Raw genomic sequence first — 16147 nt, 5'->3', positions numbered from 1 at the left:
AATAACCAGCAGAGAGGACTACAATGAAGACCGTCAAGACACGTTTGGCCGCCCTGGCCATTCTCATGGGCCTCGCAGCACCCGCAGCGGCGCAGAACCTGGAGTTCACCGGCCCTGGCGCTTGCCGCCCTGGCGACGCTGGCCACCCCGGCGCTGGTGCGGGCTGCCCCCGCCAAGGCGCTGCGCGTCGGCTGGCAAAAGGGCGGCCTTCTCGGCCTGGTCAAGGGCTCGCAGGCCTTCGAGGACGCGCGGCCGACGTCCAAGCAAGGCGATCGCTGGCCGTCATGGTCGCCGCACGGAATGGCGCGACTGAACCTGGCCCGACCGGCACGTTCGAGGTGACGACGCCCGACGACCATACGGTGATCGTCGACACCTCGAAGGCTCCGCCAGCCAAAGCATCACCCGCCAGCGCTGCGCGGCAGATGCAGATCCTGGAGCAGGGCTTCGGAACGCCGCTGTTCTCCGTGTCCGCAGGGCGTGCGCCTGACCGAAGCCGAGCCGCCCTGCCGGCGCAGTTCTGGCGCAGGCCCGGACCATGCGCTGCTGCCGAACTCGCGCTGTGCCGGGGCCATGTGCTGCTGTCGTTCACGGGCTCGAAGACGACCTATGCGCGCATGGCCCGCGCGCTTGGCGGCCCGGATGCGCGCATCGAGGGCACGTGGACGGCGCCGACCGATCCTGGTCAGCCGCCCCTAGCCAGGACGGCCGCCCGCCGATCGGGCGGGCGCGGTGCTGGAACAGGGCGAGCAACCGCGCTGTTCATCTTCAAGGAGATCAACCGCGCCGGCCGCAGTTCCATGCGATGCTGCTCCGCCGATGGCCGAGGCCAGCCTGACCGCGGTCCGCCGCGAATGGCATTTCCACGCACCTGCGCCCTGCCGACCGCGCCCAGATCCGAGGCGCGCGACCTGTGGCTGCCCGCCGCCGCCTGCGACCGCTTTTTGATGGCGATCGCGGTGGATGCGACCGACGACCCGCAATTGCGCGTCCCCTGCCCTGTCGATCATGCGCGCATATGCACCAGGGATTTGAAACAGATGTCTCAGGATTTACGCGACGCGAGCTGATCGGGGCGTTCGATACCATGCCCCGGCAATTGCAGCGGGCGGCACGCTATGTGCTGGATCATCCCGATGCGGTCGCGACTGGTCGCGGCTGCGGTGCCCGATGCCGACACCGCCCGGCTGGAACGGGGTGGGGTCAGCCCGGCCGAGGCCTATCTGGTCCGCGCCGGCGTGCCCCGCCTGGGCCGAGGCGGACCGATGCTTCGAGGACGGCGCTGATGATGGTCCGGCTGGAGGGCATGCCGAATTTCGAGCGCAGCGCCGCGCCCGCCGCGCCGCGAGACGCGGCCAAGCCTGATCGAGGCGGCCTTTGACGCCGGCCGCAGCACGCGGCAGGCGCCCGGGCGTCGATCTGGCGCTGTTCGACGCGCTGGCTTGGCGGCTGATCCCGTGCGTGCAGGGGCTGCACGGGCGCGCAGGTCCGGCCGGATCCGCGGCGCACCGGCGACAGCCTCGCCGGCGTGGCGCCGCTGCGGCCCATCCCGACCCGGCCGGCTGACCCGCGCCGGCTGTGACCGATCCGTTCGGCACACTCAGCGTCCGCCGCTTTCAGACCCGCACCGATTCGCGGCTGCATGTGCTGCTGGCTGCCTCGGCCTCGCTGGCGGCGGGAGCCGGCGCCGACCGGGTAGGACTGGCGCGGCTCCTGGTGGCGGGTTGTCCAGGCCGCAAGGCGAGGACGCGGCCTGGGCCAGGAGGCCGCCGCGGCATCCTGGAACAGGCCAAGGCGCTGCGCGCGGCCGGAGGCGGCGCAGAACTGCTGGCAGTCTTGGACGGCAGGCCACCGCAGAGACAAGGCGTCGGCGCGCTGCTGGCCGCCGCCGCCGCCTGCCGCAGCTCGGCCTGGTTGTCTGATCGCGGATCTCGATCGGCGCCATCGGAAGTGGCCGACCTGCTGGCTAGCCTGCGGCCGCGCCCGGTGCTGCCGGTCTGGCTGCGCGATCGTCGGGCTGGAAAACCCCGATGAGCTGATCGACGACCTGGACCGCGGCTTCGCGCGCATGGCCGCCGCCTGCGCCACGCCGCGAGGGCCGCGCGCCAGGTGGCCGCCGCGCGCGCGGGCCGCGCCGCGCTGCGCGGGGTATTCGCCGAACATGGGCTGCGCCGGTCGAGTCGCCGACAGCATCGATGTGGCCGACCTGGCCGCGCGGCTGGACGAGGCGCCGCATATGAAATGGCTGCTGCCGTCCATGCTCCGCAGGCCGCGGCGGCGAGGACATCGCGTCGACGCCCCGCCGGCCATGGCAGGTGGCTGGGCTGAAGAACTGGTGCAGCGCGTGCCAGATCACCCTGCCGCCCGGCGCTGCGCTGGACCCGGCCTCGCTGCCGCGACCGCGCCGGTGGATTACCGGACGGACCTGCGCGACGTGACCCGACGGCGACGATGGGAACCCCGACACGCCAGGCCCTGCGGTATCTGAACTTCGATTCCGCGCGGAAGTTATCAGCGCCGGTGCCGCGATCCTCGTCCAGACTGCCGCGCAGGTTGCGCATGTGTTCCGCCAGTTGCCAGGTGCGCGCGATGGTCTCGCCGATCCGGCCCATGCCTTGGCCGTGACCCTGACCAGGTGCAGCCCGACCCGCCCAATCACGTGATCGACACCGGCCCGGCGCGGCGCGCTGGTGGCCACGACGGTGGCGCTAGTCGCTGGGCTGCTGGCGCTGGCGTGGCATCAGGGCTGATTTCCGTACGCCCGCCCCGCTCGTCCCTTTACTCGCGCGGCCCGCAGTTCCGCCGCCTGCCCGAGCCGCAGGCTCGCCGCGCCCTGCACCGCGCCATCGCCGCGGCCTTCTGGCCGGGTGCCGATCGGCGCCGCCTGACGCCTTTGCGAAGTCTTTCATGGCGCCGTCAGGCAGGGTGATGTGGATCATCAGCATTCTCTTTGGCTTGGGCGTTCAAGAGAGACGGAACGGGGTCGTAGCCCGATCGCGGCCTCGAGCGGGGGCGGCGATGATCGGCCTGACCCAGCCTTGGGCGCTGGCGCTGCTGCCACTGGCGGTCCTGCCGCTGCTGCTGCGCTGGCTGCGGTCCTCGGCCGTGCCGCGGCTGGATCTGCGGCCGGCGGACGAGCCTCGCGCGCCATCGACATCGGCCTGACCGCATGGGGGTGCTGGGCCTTGCCGCGATGGTGCTTGGGCTGGCGCAGCCTTGGCTGCGCGGCGGCACGGTCGCGCATCGCGGCATCGGCAGCACCTGATGCTGCTGATCGCCGCTCGTCCAGCATGGACGACACCTTTGCCGGACGCTCGCCCACGGGTGGGCAGGACAGCCAGGCCTGCGCGGCGCGCGCATCCTGATGGCTTCATCGCCGCCCGCCCCGACGAACGCATCGGCAGCTCCGCCATTTCCACCGCCCGATGCTGGTCTTGCCGATGACGGACAGCCGCAGCGCCATCGCCGCCGCCGTCGCCGACCTGGCCGAGCCTGGCCTGTCGCAGACCGATGTCGGGCGTGGGCTGGTGCTGGCGATGGGGGTCGCTGCGCAGGAATCGGCAGCGGCTTGCGTGCGGGCTGCATGGTCAGCGATGGCGCGGCGGTGATCTCGCCTGATGCTGGTCACGCTGCCCCTGGCCGCGCGACGGCGGATAGTGGTATGAGGATACGCTATGATCAAGCGAGCAACGAATTTTTCGTCGCAAAACCGAATGGCGTGCGATATCGCAAATCAGTCGATCGGCGCCTGCACGCTTTCCTGCAAACCTGGCGCTGCCCTATCACACCTTGGAGGCCGACAGTCCCAACGCCGTCGCCGAGGCGGTGGCCGAGATCGGGCGTATGGAATCGCGTCCCATCCTGACCCGCCGCCCGGTGCCGCGCCGCGGACGGGCCGGCTCGCGGCTGACGGCTGCGCTGTGCGCCTTCGGCCTGACCGCCGCGCGAGGCTGGAACGGCCGTGGTCGGCCCGCCGCCCCGCGCCTTTGCTGGTGACGCGATGAGGCGCGCGGCATTCGCCCTGGTGGTGCGTTGGGTGCTGGCGGCCGGTGCGGCCTGGTCGGCGGCGCGCTTGCCCTGGGCGGTCAGCAGCGCGACGATCGCACCGCCGCAGCCTGGCCGCCGGCACCGACCGGGATCCCCGCGCGGGCGCCGACCCCCACCCTTTTCGGCCCGCGGACCTTACGGCCTGCCAGCATCCGGCTGCTGATGCTCAGCCCTCGCCATGACCGGCGTGCCCACGCCCTGATCTCCAGACCATTATGCCTCGGCAACGCCCGGATGCGCGCTGCCTTGGGCTGGATGCCCCGCGCAGATGCGCGACGCAGGTCGCCTGGCCAAGGCCGCCTATCGCGACGCGGGCGCGCGCTGCCCGGCAATGATCACGCATGAGCTGCGGACCTACAAATCCGTCCGCGACCTGCCGCGCGAGGGGCAACTGGCCTGGAAGATCGCCGAGGTCGCCGCCGATCGGCGTGGTCCGACCTGTCCGGCGCCGCGGGGCGCGCCATGAACCGCCTGTCCTGCCCGGTGCCGCCGCCTGCTGGCGATGGCAGCTGCATGGTCCGCGGTTCCCGGCCGCCTGGATCTGCCGGCGGCTGGTTGTGATGGACCTGCCCGTTCAATGAACGTCGCGACCTGCACGGCCAGTCACAGGCGCCCTGAGCGACGCGCTGGATCGCATGATCGGGTATCAGACCGGGCCCATGCCATTCTCCGCCGAATGCCGCAGCGTGACTCTGCTGAGCCGGTGAAATCTGCGCGACTATGCCGCGCTGGCCCAGGCCTCGGTCAGCTTGATCGATCCGGGGTCGCGCGTCGTTCAGGGCGATTTCGCCGGCTTTCCGCGCTGACCTTGGGCGCCGCAGATCTTTTCCGACGGGCAAGAGGACCCCGGCGCCGTCATGGATGACGGGCTTGCGACCGAATTGGCATCGGCGACAGCCTCGACGCCGAAGGTGCCGGGCGCGCCGGCGTGCGCCTCGCGCGCCCAGATCTCGGCGCCGGGACAGTCGGGAAAGGCAGGATGCAGCACGCGCCGGACGCTGGCAAGCCGCCGGCGGACGCGGAATCGCGCCCCGGCTGCGACGGGCGGCCTTATGGACAAGGCGAAAGGTCAAGGCGGTGCACACCTGCAAGGGGTTCCGCGCAATTATCGGGCAGGAGGACGGCCGGCGCGGCAAGGGTTTTGACCATCCTGTCGGCCTGGCGACGCCGGCTGATGCGGCCCTTTGCACAGCGGTCGCGACCCGCATCGGCGGCGGCATCACCGTGGCGCTGGCACTGATCCTGATGGCGGCGCTAAGCCGGGGCTGAACCGGCCCGCCGGCCCGCCGCCGGTTCAATCCGCTGGAATGACGGCGCTTTTCATGCCGTGGCGGTGAAAGCTGGCGGCGACGGTGCCCTCGGCCCGACGCCGCAGCATCTGCCAAGCTGGTCCAGGTCGCGGCGTCGCCCGATAAGGTCTGCGCGGTGATCGCCGACGGCGCCGCAATGGCCTCGGCGCTACGCTTCATCATGCAGGGCGAGGGGGCCGATACCACCGTTAACGGCGAGATGTACCAGATCAACGAGGGCGACCTTGTGCTGACGGCCGACAGGATCGACGCACGATCACGAGCACAGCCGATGGTCTGGATCGAGGAGGCTTTTACAGTGTCTCCAGCCAGCTTCTACACCAACGACATCACGGTCGCGCCGCGCGACGGCGGTTCCGAGGTGACCTGGCACGCATAGCCATATCGCGCAGACACGGCCAACGACCGGCCGTCGAATACAATGACGAAACCGCCGTTACGGCGATGGAGGCATTCATCGACCACGGCCTTGCCGGATCAAGGCAACGGCCGATGAAGTAATCCGTCGCCCGCAGGCATGGATGGTGCAAGACGGATGGCAGTTACGAGATTTTTGCAAGAGATGCACTGTCGTCCCGCACCGGAAGGATGCCTCAAAGTTGCATTGTCTTCCCACCATCGCAAAGCATTTCGATGGTGGCGATCCGTCGCTGATCGGATCCGCACAGGACGGTCACGATCCTTCGCCGAATTCGCGAAAGTGCGGTGCGGGTGGCGGCGCGGCCTCGGTCCCGCTCTCAGCCTTGGCCGGCCCTTGGGGTCGACGGCCAAGCATGTTCATTCTCGCTAAAATCTGTCCAGTCCACCGGACAGATTTCTTCACGCTCGAATTCCGTCGTGCGCTTGAAGCGCCGCTTTTGCCGCGCGATCAACTGGTTCTCGCGCATCAGCCGTGCGGTGCGATGCCGCCCGATCTCATGGCCCTCATCGACGAGATCACGGTGCATACGCGGACTGCCATAGGTGCCGTTCGACAGCGCGAACGCCGTGCGGATATGCGCCAGATAGACCATGTCCTGTTACTGGCGGCGACAGGCCGGCCGGTCCTGCCAGGCGAAGAAGCCGCTCTGACTGACCCCGAGGACGCGACACATCCGGCTGATCGGGAAGCTGGCCTTCTCCGCTTCGATAAAGCCGAAGGTCATCGACTTCCCTCTTTCGCGAAGAAGGCCGCGGCTTTCCTAAGAAACAGCCTCAGCGTCGGGCAACCGCATTCTCACGTCGCAGCCGCTTCAGTTCGGCATGCAGATCTACCGGTGCCTCATTCGGCTCGCTGACATCACGATCTTGGCCCAGCCACCGTGTCAGCGTCGAGAGCCCGATGCCAAGATCCGCCGCAACCTCCCGCCGCGTCCTCCCGCTCGTCAGCGCCAGCCGCACCGCTTCACGCCGAAACTCCGGCGTCGGTCTGTTCCCGTTTCCCATAGAACACCTCCTGGTTCCTCAGTTGGTGCTCTCCACATTTTCCGGGCAAGTCCATACTCGCCTTGATGCTGCCATTCCTCGGCTTCTACCCCGACTAGCTGTCTCCCCGAGCTAGCCTGTGGGCTGCCCACCGGGCTGACCGCCGCCACTGGTATGGATGCAATCTCGTATTGCCTGGAAGCCTACATGGCCCGACCCTGGCAGACTGACTACGAGACAATCATTCCTCGACCATCGTCCTCATTGTCGTGTCCGCGACAAAGGTCTTGCTGCTGTTTGTAGCGCTGCCGTTCCGGGTCTTTTGGAGGCCGGGCTCGAGGCCGCGCGCGCGGGCAATACCTGCGAACAGTTCGCGGGCGCCTTCTTTGCCGTGCTGAAGAAATACGGCATCGTCAAGGACGGCCGCACCGGATACGGCATCGGCGTCAGCTATCCGCCCGGGTCCTTCGGGTCGCGGAACCGAGCGCCGAGCGCGTCGGCCAGCTGACATTGCCCTGAAACTCCGGCGGCATCGGCACGCGATACACCGCGAGAAGGTCGTGGGTGCTGGGTGGTCTCCTGCTCCGGCTCACCCGGTGTCGTCGGCATGTCGGCCTGCTCGATGTCCAGCCCCAGGCCGAAACGGCGGTCGGCCGCATCCAGCACGCGCAGGGTCGCTTGGGTGATCTCGGGGCCGATCCCGTCTCCGGGCACAGAAGGCGCACGTTTTCATCCTTATCCTGAAGCCGGGACAGGTCGCGGGATTCCGCGGCTTGTTGGCGAGCAGCGGCCAGCGTGGCTATACGCCGATTGGGAGAAGGCACGGGCCGAGTTCGTATTCAGCCTTCATTCCTGCTGCGTCATGTGCGGTGCCGATGCGACCCTTGTGGATCACATCAAGCCCCATCGGGGCGATAAGGCGCTGTTCTGGAACTGGAACAACTGGCAGGCGCTATGCACAAGCGTCAAGCAGCGCGATGCAGAGTGATGGCAGCGAGAGGAGCACGCCTTGAAGCATTGCTCCGAGAACGGTCCCATTGGCCGGTGAACCCACCGGATGTCGTTACTGGCTCCGGAGGTTCGCAGAGCCGCTTCCGGCCGAACCACCGATGGCAACGATGTCCTTGTGCTGCTGGTCCATCGTTCGCCTGCCTCTGTTGGATCTTCATGCGCTTTGGTGGGCCATATCCACCCTGGACAACCCCCCTTGTCCGGGATCGTTCCGACCCGGCCGGGTCGGTACGCGCACGGTCTCGCCGGCGGATGACGCAATGCGGCAGTATCGTCCCGGTCATCTGGTGATCGCCTCGCGCATCTGACGCGAGAGCGTCCGGCGCTCATGAAAGTCACCGTTGTCCTGCACTCCTGTCGCGGAAACTAGCTGCCCCGCCGGCTGCAGCCTTCCGTCCCTCCGCCGTTCTCTCAGGTCGCCGAACAGGGCAACGCCCCGCGACCCGCATGCCGGGCCCCTGTCATCGTCGTTTCCGAGTTCTGCCGGGAACGCTCTCGTTCGGGACATGCGCCCCGAGGCAGGATTTCATCGACGGGCGCGACGGCGCGCAGTAATCGGGGCGCCGGCCTGCGCCGCAGAATCTCGGGCGTCCTCACGGGTCATCTGAGGAACTCAGCGCCGAGAATCCCCCGGGCTGATCTATTGCCAGACCACCTCGGGACTGAAGGCGACGACAGCACCCGTCCGGGCATGGATCCGGTGATCCAGGCGTTGTCTGGCCTGATGCAATTGACATCGAAAAAATCCGGACCGGCGCCGATAACGAGCCCTGATTGCCGGCCCTGCTTTCCCATCGGCCGTCCGCCGAAGTCCCTAGCTCAATATCGACATGTTGGCCTCGTTCGCCAGCAGGTCATCAGCTTCGACCCGCGCGACTTCTGCCTGCAGGGGCGCGGCATGGACGCCTTCCAGATGGAGCAGGCCCGGATCGAGGACGAGGACTGGATCGTCGAATTCCTGTCCGCCTTCCAGGCCGAGGTCTATCACTTCCATCCGCTTCAGAAACGCAGAGAGATCGCCCTCGGAGGAAGATGACGATGTTGCGGTCTTCGTCGCTGGACAGGCGTTAGGTCGAGCGCTTCCAAGCGACTTCCAGCAGCGTTAGCCCTAGCGTCTCACCCGCGTCGCGAGAGGGACAAAAGACATAGCGCATCAGGAGGTTCCTTGTACGGCGGCACTGCGACATGCCTGCGAACTCCATCGCCATGCCGCCCCCTGGGATCGGTCGACCGAGCAGCAGCCGGTTTTCCGCGCCGTTGTGCGCGCGCGACATCGACCGCTGCATGTGCGGCCGGCCTGCACTTCCAAGAACCTCGAAATCGCCGGGTTATTTGCGCGCCCGGGATGCTTCACGGAAGTCTTTGTCCGAAACCGCCTTGTTGCCGCCGAGGACCGAAGCTTCATTGCCTGGACGCAGATCCGCTCGAGGTCTGCATAGGAATACCCCAGAAGCTGATCGGCCAGGCAGACGAACTGATCGTGCTGGCCGACAGCTCGAAATTCGACCAGCGCTCCAGCCTGCTGCTCTGCCCGCTGGCGCGCATCCACACCGTCATCACCGACGAAGGCATCGACGACCGCGCCGCCCGCATGCTCGCGTTGATATGTCTGGCGCGTGCTGGCTTGCGTTTCGACAGCCGCCCGGCTGATCTCCTTCTCCTCGAAGATCAGCAGACTGCAAATCATAGCTTATGTCAGTGTCCAGTTTGCGGGGGGGTAGCTCAGTAATCATCCAGTATTCTTACGTTGTTCGCTCGATCCCCAACCTATCGATCATGTCGTCGCGATCTAGCGATTGATCTCGCAACAGCTTGGCGAGCGCCTGGTTTAGTTCTGCGATGAATTCGCGAAGAATTCGTCGCAAAGCGGCGTCGGATACGGAGCCGGCCCGCAGAAAAGTCGAGATGAGATAGGAAGAGACCTGCTTGTAGCTTTGAGCCACGGCCGACATCCTCCATAGACATGCTCGCGCGCGCTCTAATAAATCCGAGGATCTCCTCGGGTGCCTCCTGGAGCTCAAGTCCTTGGCGCATCGGGGGAGGCTACGAGGCGCGAAGAGTCCGGCGGTAGAATGTGACATCGGTGCCCCCCGGACAGATTGTTTTCACGCTTTTCGAATTCCGTCGTGCGCTTGAAGTGCCGCTTGTTGCTCATGCTCATTGCGGGTCGGCCTGTCATCAAAGCAACGGAACTCTTCCTCGTGGGCGTAGCTCGCAAAGCAATTTTTTCACACAGGAAATCGCGGATTTGCATGCTACGCACGGCGAGTTTTGGACTAAGCATACACTTCAGCTAACAGCTTCTGACCTACGATGTATGCATCATCCGGTCCTGACCCGTGCGAGAGCCATTGTAGCGGATAACGTACTAGGCGAAATGTTGAAATTCGCTGGAGTCGGGTGCGTGCATTGCGCCAGCGGATGCGTTTGCAGTCCGTCTCGAACTCGACACCCGCCCTGATAAGATCGTGAAGGATAGCGAGGGCGGTCATCAGATTTCGCCCTCCCATCCGTCATTATGGACCTTGCTTGCGTCATGGCGGGAATAAGCGTCATTGGCTGCATAAGTGTCATGCGTATTGATTTCATTGTATTTTTCAGTGACGCTTGCAGTTTCCGTGACGCTTGTGGCGCTTGTGGCGCTTTTTTCACCCCCGTCTGAGAGATACGGCGGGCCTTCCCCCTCGCCCCCCTACCTCCCCATTACCGAACCGATATTGACGCTGGCGCATCTCGACGGCCTCGAACTGCGTCGCGCCGCCGATGGCTGGCACGGTATCTGGCAGGTGGATGGCGTCAAACATCAATTTCGGCTGCCCGAGGCGGTGCCGGCGCCGGCGCATAGGTCGGCACGCCGCGGCTGCCGGGATGGGGCACGCGGTCGCCGGCGCGGATGGCCTCGCTGTCGAATCGGCTGCCGAGGCCAGTGAGACTGTGCCGGCCGGGCCGTGGCCCGATGCGCGCTTTGCGCGACGCGGCGGCGGCGGGCTGGCTCTCGCAGGAAGTCCCCAAGGGTGCGCGGGATCGAACGCAACATTAGCCCGAGGATATAGACCAGCCCGGCGCAGCCGTCCGGGACGCCGGGGCTCTCGCGCCAGCCCGGCCCCAGCGCCCTGCGCCGCCGTTTCGGCGGGCTTGTCCACGACCCTACCAGCCGGCGCATCATCCGCCCCTCGGGGGCCGAGATCGCGCTGACTTCGGGGGAAAGCCGCATGCTCGGGCTGCTTCTGGACCATGCGCGTTGCCGCTCGGCCCGCGCCGCCAGCCAAGGCGCCTCGGCCGCGTCGCGAGAGGGACAAAAGACATCGCTGGCGATCACCGGCCAGTCGGCGGTCAGTGCGGGCGCCGCCTCCTCCCAGCGGGTGCCGAGGGCCGGGATGCGCGCGTCGCTGAGGATCCGGCCGCGAAGGGCATCGAGGTTTCCCTCGGCCGCGGCGGCATCGACCGGCGCCGCCTCGGGCGGGCTGACGCGCCGCAGCAGGCTGCCATCCTGCGTGTAATAGCTGATGCCGGTCACCCGCCCCTCATAGCCAAGGCGCCGGGTGGCGGATTTGCGGATCTCCGTCACCGTCACCTGGGCCAGGATCTCGCGCATGCCGATCCTCTGGCGCAGGGCGCGCCCTCCTCCCTGCTGGCGGGACCAAGGCGCGTCCTTCCAGTTCGCAGGCCCAGCCGCTCCCGGCCAGCGGCGTCGCCGGGGCATTGCGGCCGGCGGTGAATAGCCCGGAAAAACCCAAGCGCCGCCCGTCGACAGCACCACCTCGGCCGTGGCCGGGGCTGCCGCCCGCGGCGACTGCAGCCGGCATGACCCTGCCAGCACCGCGTCGCGGGTCAACTCGTCGGATGCCAGGTAGTCCAGGTCCTGGCGCGCCAGCGCCTCGAGGTCCGGCGCACGGCCGTCGACCGCATCGAGGAAGCCGGTCCACCAGGCCCGGTCGGGATCGGTGTAGGTCTCGGCGGCCAGCGGCGCGGCCAGCGCCAGGCCAAGGCAGCCGGTCAGGGCAAGGGTCTTCAGCATGGGCGGTTCTCCGGATCGGACAGGCAGGGGCAGCCGCCGACGGCGCGGCGGCGGGGCATCGTCGTTGGGGTCAGCGGATCAGCGCCTCGAAGCTCGGGTAGGTGCGATCGGGCGTCGGACGATAGCCGAGGCTCTGCAGCGCGGCCTCGATATCGCCGCCCGGGATAGAGGGATGGCAGGCGCGCAGATACATGGTCGAGACCTCTCGGGCGCCCCGAAGACCTGGCCCAGGTCCAGGCCCTGGAAGCCGCATCCTCCAGGCGATAGGCCGGCCGCACGGTGCTGCAGAAGAAGCGCACCTCGGAGGGCGCCCCCCATTGCAGCTGGGCGGTGCGGGTCTCGGGGCTGGCCGACACCGCCTGGCGCAGCCGGCCCGCACCAGTTCGCCCGGAACCGCGGCCGAGCCCTGCGCCTCGACCCGGCGGCCGCTCTGTTCGTAATGGATGCATTCGCCCATCTTGCAGCGGGCCAGATAGACCTCGGCCGTGGCCGGACCGGAAAGCGCCAGCAGCGCCGCCGCAAGGACAAAGGGGTTCGGGGTCATGGAAGGCTCCTTGGAAACGGGGAACTCGGAAAGGCGGCCGGTGTCAGCGGAACCAGTATTCCTGGCCGTTGCTGAAACCCGACCGCGATGGCGCCCGCGGGTCCGACAAAGCCGCAGGCCGGTGGCGAGGACCAGCCCCGGTGACGGCGCAGATCGCGGCCGACCGCTGCGAAGAACGCCACGAAGCGCCGGGTCCTGCCGATCGCCTCGGGGCCGACGACGCGGCCGCTGGCCAGCCGGCGCACGCCCTTCTGCGCGTGGCAGCCGGGGCAGACCCGCGCCGTCCGCTTCACCGGGGTGCCGCAAGGACCGCAGTCGATCGTCCGGCTCTGGCTCTTCATCCGTCTTGCCCCGCAAATTCACAGCATGGTTCATAATATGAAGTTTGCTTCATAGATATCAAGAGGCAATCCGCGGCTCATCGCCGGCATGGACCGCATTGCCGACCCCATCGTCGAGGCCTACGCCACCGTGCTGCGCACGCGCCGGCGCGAGGCCGGCCTGTCGCAGGAGCAGCTGGCGCATCGCGCCGGGCTGTCGATGCGCTTCATCTCGCTTCTCGAGGGCAGCCGCCACCGCCCGACGCTCGTGACCATGCACAAGATCGCCGAGGCGCTGGACCTGCCCCTGTCCGAGATGATCCGCCAGGCCGAGGCCCTGCCGCGCCGCTGACCGGCGGGCGGCGCGGCTTGCGCATCCATCTCGAAGGACAGGGCCCGCGTCACCGGGCGGGCCGGGCTCCCATAGCCACATGACCATTGCTTCATGGCATCAGCGCGGGTGAGGCGGCGCCCCTGCCCTTCACCGGGGATCGCCCATGCCGCATCATGCTGCTGCCGTCCCCGGACTGCACCATTCATCATTTGAAGGGACGTTCATTTGAAGGAACGTTCATTTGAAGGGACGTTCAAATCTTCAGTAAGCGGGAAGCTGATGCCGTTCAGGGCGTGTAGTTCCAAGGCATGAGGACGTCGATTTTGGCGCTCGGCCATTGGTTTCATTCGGCCATTCGAGTCAGTGACGACCGGCTGATGTGGTCTGGCCTTATCAGACTGTGCGCATTGATGCGGATGCTGGGTCGACCTGCGGCGTCTTCAGCTGTGTGACGAATTTCTTCATCCTGCGCGGTCGCGCGCTGTGGACCTCGACCGGGGCCTCAGATCGTCGCAGCGGGGTCGTTCTATGTCGCCGGGCATCATGGGCCCCTCGGGTCCGCATCCCGATCGTCGGCGTTGCCAAGCGGCCTGTGCGGAGGCGACGGCATCTCGATCGTCACCTCGTCATGGACGGTCGGGTGAAGCCTGTGGCCAGCACCCGGGCTGTCGCTGCCCGCGGCGCACGGATGCCCCATAGTTTGCCGTAGAGCGGATCGATGCTCGTGGTTCGGCCTTTCAGAAGCTTGCTTGCCACGCCCGTCAGTGATTGGTGCGCGTCGGCGCATATGAAGGTCGCGCCTTCCGGCAGGATCTCGGGCGTCCACCTGTCGAAATGCAGTGACTCGCCAAGCGTCGGGCTGCGGTCGAAACCGTCCTGATCCGAGGTCATCCGGCCCTTCCGCTTGCGCAGCATGCTGCCGCGTGGCGCCGCGTTCGCCGTCGGCGTGCCCATCATCCCCGCGATGCCGGGTGGTGGTCCCGTAACTGGGCTCACCCTTTGAGTGCTCTACCCGGCACGGGTCTGATCTCGCAGATGCCGCCGTGTCTTGGACAGGCCGCCGCGTCGTGGCCAGGCAGACAGGCGACCAGTGTGTATTGCTCCAGCGGGCCTTCATGGCCGGTCAAGAGTCGCACGGCTTTCGCGAGGTCCAGGCGCGGCAGGTCCCGGACCAGCCCCTTCGTCCGAGATTGCGACAGCACGATCAGGCGTAGCCAGACAGCTCTAGCCGGCGTCCGGCGCGCAGGCCGCCATTCGGCCCTGCCTGCCGGGCGCGGGTGTGCTTTTTCCCGGAAGGCAGATGGACAAGCGGCTTTCAATCGTCATCATCGAACCAGACCCGGACCGGGCCGAACCGATCATGGCCGGCTTGCGCGATGCGGGCGATCACGACATCCGCATCATCGCGGGCGAAACCGGCCTGGCGCGCCGCATCGCCGAACTTCGCCGAACTGCGCCCGGCCGCATCATGCCGCTGCCGTCCGCGGGCCACGCCAATCATCATTTGAAGGGACGTTCATTTGAAGGAACGTTCATTTCTTCAATGACGAATCGTCAGTACGTCCGGCGCACAGCCGCATCCGTTCAGGTCGTGTAGATCCGGCATGAGCATTTGGCGCGTCGATTATTGGTGCTCGGCGATGCGTTTTGTTGGCTTTGAATTGCAGGGTTTCGTATGCTTTTGCCAGAAACCCTGCAATTTCCGGTCGCCGATGAAGCCCCATTCCCGCGCCCCTGAACAGGATGACCTGCTCCGCCCGAGACTGGTCGACATGATCGACGCCCGCCATGAGTTGGTGAAGCTTGCGGCACTGATCGACTGGGATTTCTTTGAACGGGAGTGGGCGAGCTTCTTTCCGTCTCGCCAGGGACGGCCAGCGACATCTCCACGCCTGGTGGCGGGGCTCATGTATCTCCAGCACGCCTTCAAGCTCTCTGACGAGGCAGTCGTCGCCCGGTGGGTCGAGAACCCGTATTACCAGCACTTCACCGGCGAGACGTTCTTCCAGCACCGTCCCCCGATCGATCCCTCGTCGCTGGTGCGCTGGCGCAAGCGGATCGGGGAGGAAGGAGTGGAGTGGCTGCTGACCAAGACGATCGAGGCAGGCCGAGCTTCTGGCGCGGTCACCGACAAGAGCCTGAAGCGGGTGGCTGTGGATACGACCGTGATGGAAAAGACCATCGCCCATCCCACGGATGCGCGGCTTTACGAGCGCGCCCGCGCGCTGTTGGTCGGCTTGGCGAAGGAAGCGGGGGTCGATCTGCGCCAGAACTACGCGCGCCTTGCCCCGCGGCTGGCCGCCCAGGTGGGGCGGTATGCCCATGCCCGGCAGTTCAAGCGCATGCGCAAGGCCCTGCGCCAACTCAAGGGCTATGTTGGCCGCGTGCGCCGGGACCTGCGCCGCCACCTGCAGGACATCCCCGAAGGCGCGCTGCGCGGACGGGTGCTGGAGGCGCTCTGGCTGGTCGGTCGCCTGCTCGAACAGACACCGAAGAGCAAGAACAAGATCTACGCCCTGCACGAGCCCGAGGTCGACTGCATCTCCAAGGGCAAGGCGCGCATCCGCTATGAGTTCGGCACCAAGGTCAGCCTTGCTACTACCCTCGACGGAGGCTTTGTCGTCGGCGCCCGCAGCTTCCCTGACAACCCCTACGACGGCCATACATTGGCGCCTGCACTGGAGCAGGTTGCCATCCTGACCGAGCAGGTGCCGGATCTCGCCGTCGTCGATCGCGGCTATCGCGGCCATGGCGTGGAGACCACCAAGGTCCTGATCAGCGGCACAAGACGCGGCATCACCCCGCTCCTGGCAAAGCTCCTCAGGCGACGAAGTGCCATCGAGCCTGAGATCGGGCACATGAAGAGCGATGGTCGCCTGGCCAGATGCCCGCTGAAAGGCCGCATCGGCGACGCGGTCTTCGCCGTCCTCTGCGCCTGCGGCCACAATATCCGAAAGATCCTCGCCCATCTCAGGGCGCTTTTGTCCGTGTTGCTTCAGCGGGTCGCCGCGATCCTTGGACAGGAAAATCCCGGCATCAGCGTCACAATCGCCGCCTGGAGGATTTTGTGAATCAACTAACGAACGTCCGCCCGCCGGCCCCCTGTTTCATACAGCCAAAGACACGGGCACAGCGCGCTTCAAACCGCATTGCTGAATG

The 16147-nt window shown here is 66.9% G+C and carries 20 protein-coding genes and 3 pseudogenes; 17 read left to right on the top strand and 6 right to left on the bottom strand.

Annotated elements, in window-relative coordinates; all coding sequences use genetic code 11:
- Nucleotides 1-284 precede the first annotated feature (284 nt).
- From DPM13_RS12425 to DPM13_RS12400, 8 genes are all read left to right on the top strand, one after another.
- Entirely contained in the window at nucleotides 285-1070 is a 786-nt protein-coding gene (locus DPM13_RS12425) for a hypothetical protein (RefSeq protein ID WP_145963367.1), read from the top strand.
- Nucleotides 1071-1136: 66 nt separating this feature from the next.
- A complete protein-coding gene (locus DPM13_RS20910; protein ID WP_189654654.1) occupies nucleotides 1137-1286 on the top strand; it encodes a hypothetical protein in 150 nt (49 codons plus the stop codon).
- Between the two features lie 292 nt (nucleotides 1287-1578).
- Nucleotides 1579-2034: a hypothetical protein gene (locus tag DPM13_RS19790; RefSeq protein ID WP_145963366.1), complete on the top strand. Its 456-nt coding sequence runs from the start codon at nucleotides 1579-1581 to the stop codon at nucleotides 2032-2034.
- Nucleotides 2035-2068: 34 nt separating this feature from the next.
- Nucleotides 2069-2488, top strand: coding sequence for a hypothetical protein (locus DPM13_RS19785; protein ID WP_145963365.1), 420 nt, complete (start codon nucleotides 2069-2071; stop codon nucleotides 2486-2488).
- A 530-nt stretch (nucleotides 2489-3018) separates the two neighbouring features.
- Nucleotides 3019-3165, top strand: coding sequence for a hypothetical protein (locus DPM13_RS20905; RefSeq protein ID WP_189654653.1), 147 nt, complete (start codon nucleotides 3019-3021; stop codon nucleotides 3163-3165).
- A gap of 275 nt (nucleotides 3166-3440) precedes the next feature.
- Nucleotides 3441-3608: a hypothetical protein gene (locus tag DPM13_RS20900; RefSeq protein WP_189654652.1), complete on the top strand. Its 168-nt coding sequence runs from the start codon at nucleotides 3441-3443 to the stop codon at nucleotides 3606-3608.
- 181 nt (nucleotides 3609-3789) lie between these two features.
- Entirely contained in the window at nucleotides 3790-3996 is a 207-nt protein-coding gene (locus tag DPM13_RS12405) for a hypothetical protein (RefSeq protein ID WP_112888122.1), read from the top strand.
- Between the two features lie 319 nt (nucleotides 3997-4315).
- On the top strand, nucleotides 4316-4513 hold the full coding sequence (locus DPM13_RS12400; RefSeq protein ID WP_112888121.1) for a hypothetical protein: 198 nt from the start codon (nucleotides 4316-4318) through the stop codon (nucleotides 4511-4513).
- Nucleotides 4514-4822: 309 nt separating this feature from the next.
- Here the strand turns inward: DPM13_RS12400 and DPM13_RS12395 are convergent, their stop codons facing one another.
- Complete coding sequence (locus tag DPM13_RS12395; protein WP_189654651.1) at nucleotides 4823-5035, bottom strand: hypothetical protein; 213 nt, start codon at nucleotides 5033-5035, stop codon at nucleotides 4823-4825.
- An 89-nt stretch (nucleotides 5036-5124) separates the two neighbouring features.
- On the opposite strand from DPM13_RS12395, the gene DPM13_RS12390 reads away from it, so the two are divergent.
- Together DPM13_RS12390 and DPM13_RS23320 are read left to right on the top strand one after the other, a co-directional pair.
- A complete protein-coding gene (locus DPM13_RS12390) occupies nucleotides 5125-5316 on the top strand; it encodes a hypothetical protein (RefSeq protein WP_112888119.1) in 192 nt (63 codons plus the stop codon).
- A 156-nt stretch (nucleotides 5317-5472) separates the two neighbouring features.
- Nucleotides 5473-5736, top strand: coding sequence for a cupin domain-containing protein (locus tag DPM13_RS23320; protein WP_262983121.1), 264 nt, complete (start codon nucleotides 5473-5475; stop codon nucleotides 5734-5736).
- A 451-nt stretch (nucleotides 5737-6187) separates the two neighbouring features.
- Here DPM13_RS23320 and DPM13_RS23315 read toward each other — a convergent pair.
- A pseudogene (locus tag DPM13_RS23315) lies at nucleotides 6188-6782 on the bottom strand (IS3 family transposase); the annotation flags it as partial.
- 301 nt (nucleotides 6783-7083) lie between these two features.
- Here DPM13_RS23315 and DPM13_RS20895 point away from each other — a divergent pair.
- The 4 genes and pseudogenes from DPM13_RS20895 to DPM13_RS12340 all read left to right on the top strand — a co-directional run.
- Nucleotides 7084-7221: pseudogene (locus DPM13_RS20895) on the top strand (ectoine hydrolase DoeA); the annotation flags it as partial.
- Between the two features lie 222 nt (nucleotides 7222-7443).
- Nucleotides 7444-7749 carry an HNH endonuclease signature motif containing protein gene (locus tag DPM13_RS23300; protein ID WP_223251991.1) on the top strand — a complete coding sequence of 102 codons (306 nt, stop codon included), beginning with the start codon at nucleotides 7444-7446 and terminating at the stop codon, nucleotides 7747-7749.
- A gap of 714 nt (nucleotides 7750-8463) precedes the next feature.
- Entirely contained in the window at nucleotides 8464-8808 is a 345-nt protein-coding gene (locus tag DPM13_RS20890) for a hypothetical protein (RefSeq protein ID WP_189654650.1), read from the top strand.
- A gap of 354 nt (nucleotides 8809-9162) precedes the next feature.
- Nucleotides 9163-9501: pseudogene (locus DPM13_RS12340) on the top strand (hypothetical protein); the annotation flags it as partial.
- A gap of 13 nt (nucleotides 9502-9514) precedes the next feature.
- Here DPM13_RS12340 and DPM13_RS12335 read toward each other — a convergent pair.
- The 3 genes from DPM13_RS12335 to DPM13_RS19780 all read right to left on the bottom strand — a co-directional run bounded on the left by DPM13_RS12335 (nucleotide 9515) and on the right by DPM13_RS19780 (nucleotide 12334).
- A complete protein-coding gene (locus tag DPM13_RS12335) occupies nucleotides 9515-9715 on the bottom strand; it encodes a hypothetical protein (RefSeq protein WP_145963364.1) in 201 nt (66 codons plus the stop codon).
- 860 nt (nucleotides 9716-10575) lie between these two features.
- Complete coding sequence (locus DPM13_RS20885) at nucleotides 10576-11790, bottom strand: hypothetical protein (protein WP_189654649.1); 1215 nt, start codon at nucleotides 11788-11790, stop codon at nucleotides 10576-10578.
- Between the two features lie 70 nt (nucleotides 11791-11860).
- Complete coding sequence (locus DPM13_RS19780; RefSeq protein WP_145963362.1) at nucleotides 11861-12334, bottom strand: hypothetical protein; 474 nt, start codon at nucleotides 12332-12334, stop codon at nucleotides 11861-11863.
- Nucleotides 12335-12763: 429 nt separating this feature from the next.
- On the opposite strand from DPM13_RS19780, the gene DPM13_RS12325 reads away from it, so the two are divergent.
- Nucleotides 12764-13006 carry a helix-turn-helix domain-containing protein gene (locus DPM13_RS12325; RefSeq protein ID WP_112888111.1) on the top strand — a complete coding sequence of 81 codons (243 nt, stop codon included), beginning with the start codon at nucleotides 12764-12766 and terminating at the stop codon, nucleotides 13004-13006.
- A 600-nt stretch (nucleotides 13007-13606) separates the two neighbouring features.
- Here DPM13_RS12325 and DPM13_RS20880 read toward each other — a convergent pair.
- Complete coding sequence (locus DPM13_RS20880; protein WP_189654648.1) at nucleotides 13607-13942, bottom strand: hypothetical protein; 336 nt, start codon at nucleotides 13940-13942, stop codon at nucleotides 13607-13609.
- Between the two features lie 346 nt (nucleotides 13943-14288).
- Here DPM13_RS20880 and DPM13_RS23295 point away from each other — a divergent pair, with 346 nt between their 5' ends.
- Complete coding sequence (locus DPM13_RS23295; RefSeq protein WP_223251990.1) at nucleotides 14289-14585, top strand: hypothetical protein; 297 nt, start codon at nucleotides 14289-14291, stop codon at nucleotides 14583-14585.
- Between the two features lie 115 nt (nucleotides 14586-14700).
- Nucleotides 14701-16059, top strand: a complete 1359-nt coding sequence (locus DPM13_RS12310; protein WP_112888763.1) for an IS5 family transposase — start codon at nucleotides 14701-14703, stop codon at nucleotides 16057-16059.
- Nucleotides 16060-16147: the final 88 nt, after the last annotated feature.

Source organism: Paracoccus mutanolyticus (assembly GCF_003285265.1).
Classification (GTDB): Bacteria; Pseudomonadota; Alphaproteobacteria; order Rhodobacterales; family Rhodobacteraceae; genus Paracoccus; species Paracoccus yeei.
Note: the sequence above shows the minus strand (reverse complement) of the source record. Positions and strands in the feature narration are given on the sequence as shown.

Bases quoted from the DNA above. Each gene is read 5' to 3' on its own strand.
- DPM13_RS12425 (WP_145963367.1), top strand. From the start codon at position 285: ATGGTCGCCGCACGGAATGGCGCGACTGAACCTGGCCCGACCGGCACG.
- DPM13_RS20910 (WP_189654654.1), top strand. From the start codon at position 1,137: ATGCGGTCGCGACTGGTCGCGGCTGCGGTGCCCGATGCCGACACCGCC.
- DPM13_RS19785 (WP_145963365.1), top strand. From the start codon at position 2,069: ATGGCCGCCGCCTGCGCCACGCCGCGAGGGCCGCGCGCCAGGTGGCCG.
- DPM13_RS20905 (WP_189654653.1), top strand. From the start codon at position 3,019: ATGATCGGCCTGACCCAGCCTTGGGCGCTGGCGCTGCTGCCACTGGCG.
- DPM13_RS20900 (WP_189654652.1), top strand. From the start codon at position 3,441: ATGACGGACAGCCGCAGCGCCATCGCCGCCGCCGTCGCCGACCTGGCC.
- DPM13_RS12400 (WP_112888121.1), top strand. From the start codon at position 4,316: ATGCGCGACGCAGGTCGCCTGGCCAAGGCCGCCTATCGCGACGCGGGC.
- DPM13_RS20890 (WP_189654650.1), top strand. From the start codon at position 8,464: ATGGATCCGGTGATCCAGGCGTTGTCTGGCCTGATGCAATTGACATCG.
- DPM13_RS20885 (WP_189654649.1), bottom strand. From the start codon at position 11,790: ATGCTGAAGACCCTTGCCCTGACCGGCTGCCTTGGCCTGGCGCTGGCC.
- DPM13_RS19780 (WP_145963362.1), bottom strand. From the start codon at position 12,334: ATGACCCCGAACCCCTTTGTCCTTGCGGCGGCGCTGCTGGCGCTTTCC.
- DPM13_RS12325 (WP_112888111.1), top strand. From the start codon at position 12,764: ATGGACCGCATTGCCGACCCCATCGTCGAGGCCTACGCCACCGTGCTG.
- DPM13_RS20880 (WP_189654648.1), bottom strand. From the start codon at position 13,942: ATGGGCACGCCGACGGCGAACGCGGCGCCACGCGGCAGCATGCTGCGC.
- DPM13_RS23295 (WP_223251990.1), top strand. From the start codon at position 14,289: ATGGACAAGCGGCTTTCAATCGTCATCATCGAACCAGACCCGGACCGG.
- DPM13_RS12310 (WP_112888763.1), top strand. From the start codon at position 14,701: ATGAAGCCCCATTCCCGCGCCCCTGAACAGGATGACCTGCTCCGCCCG.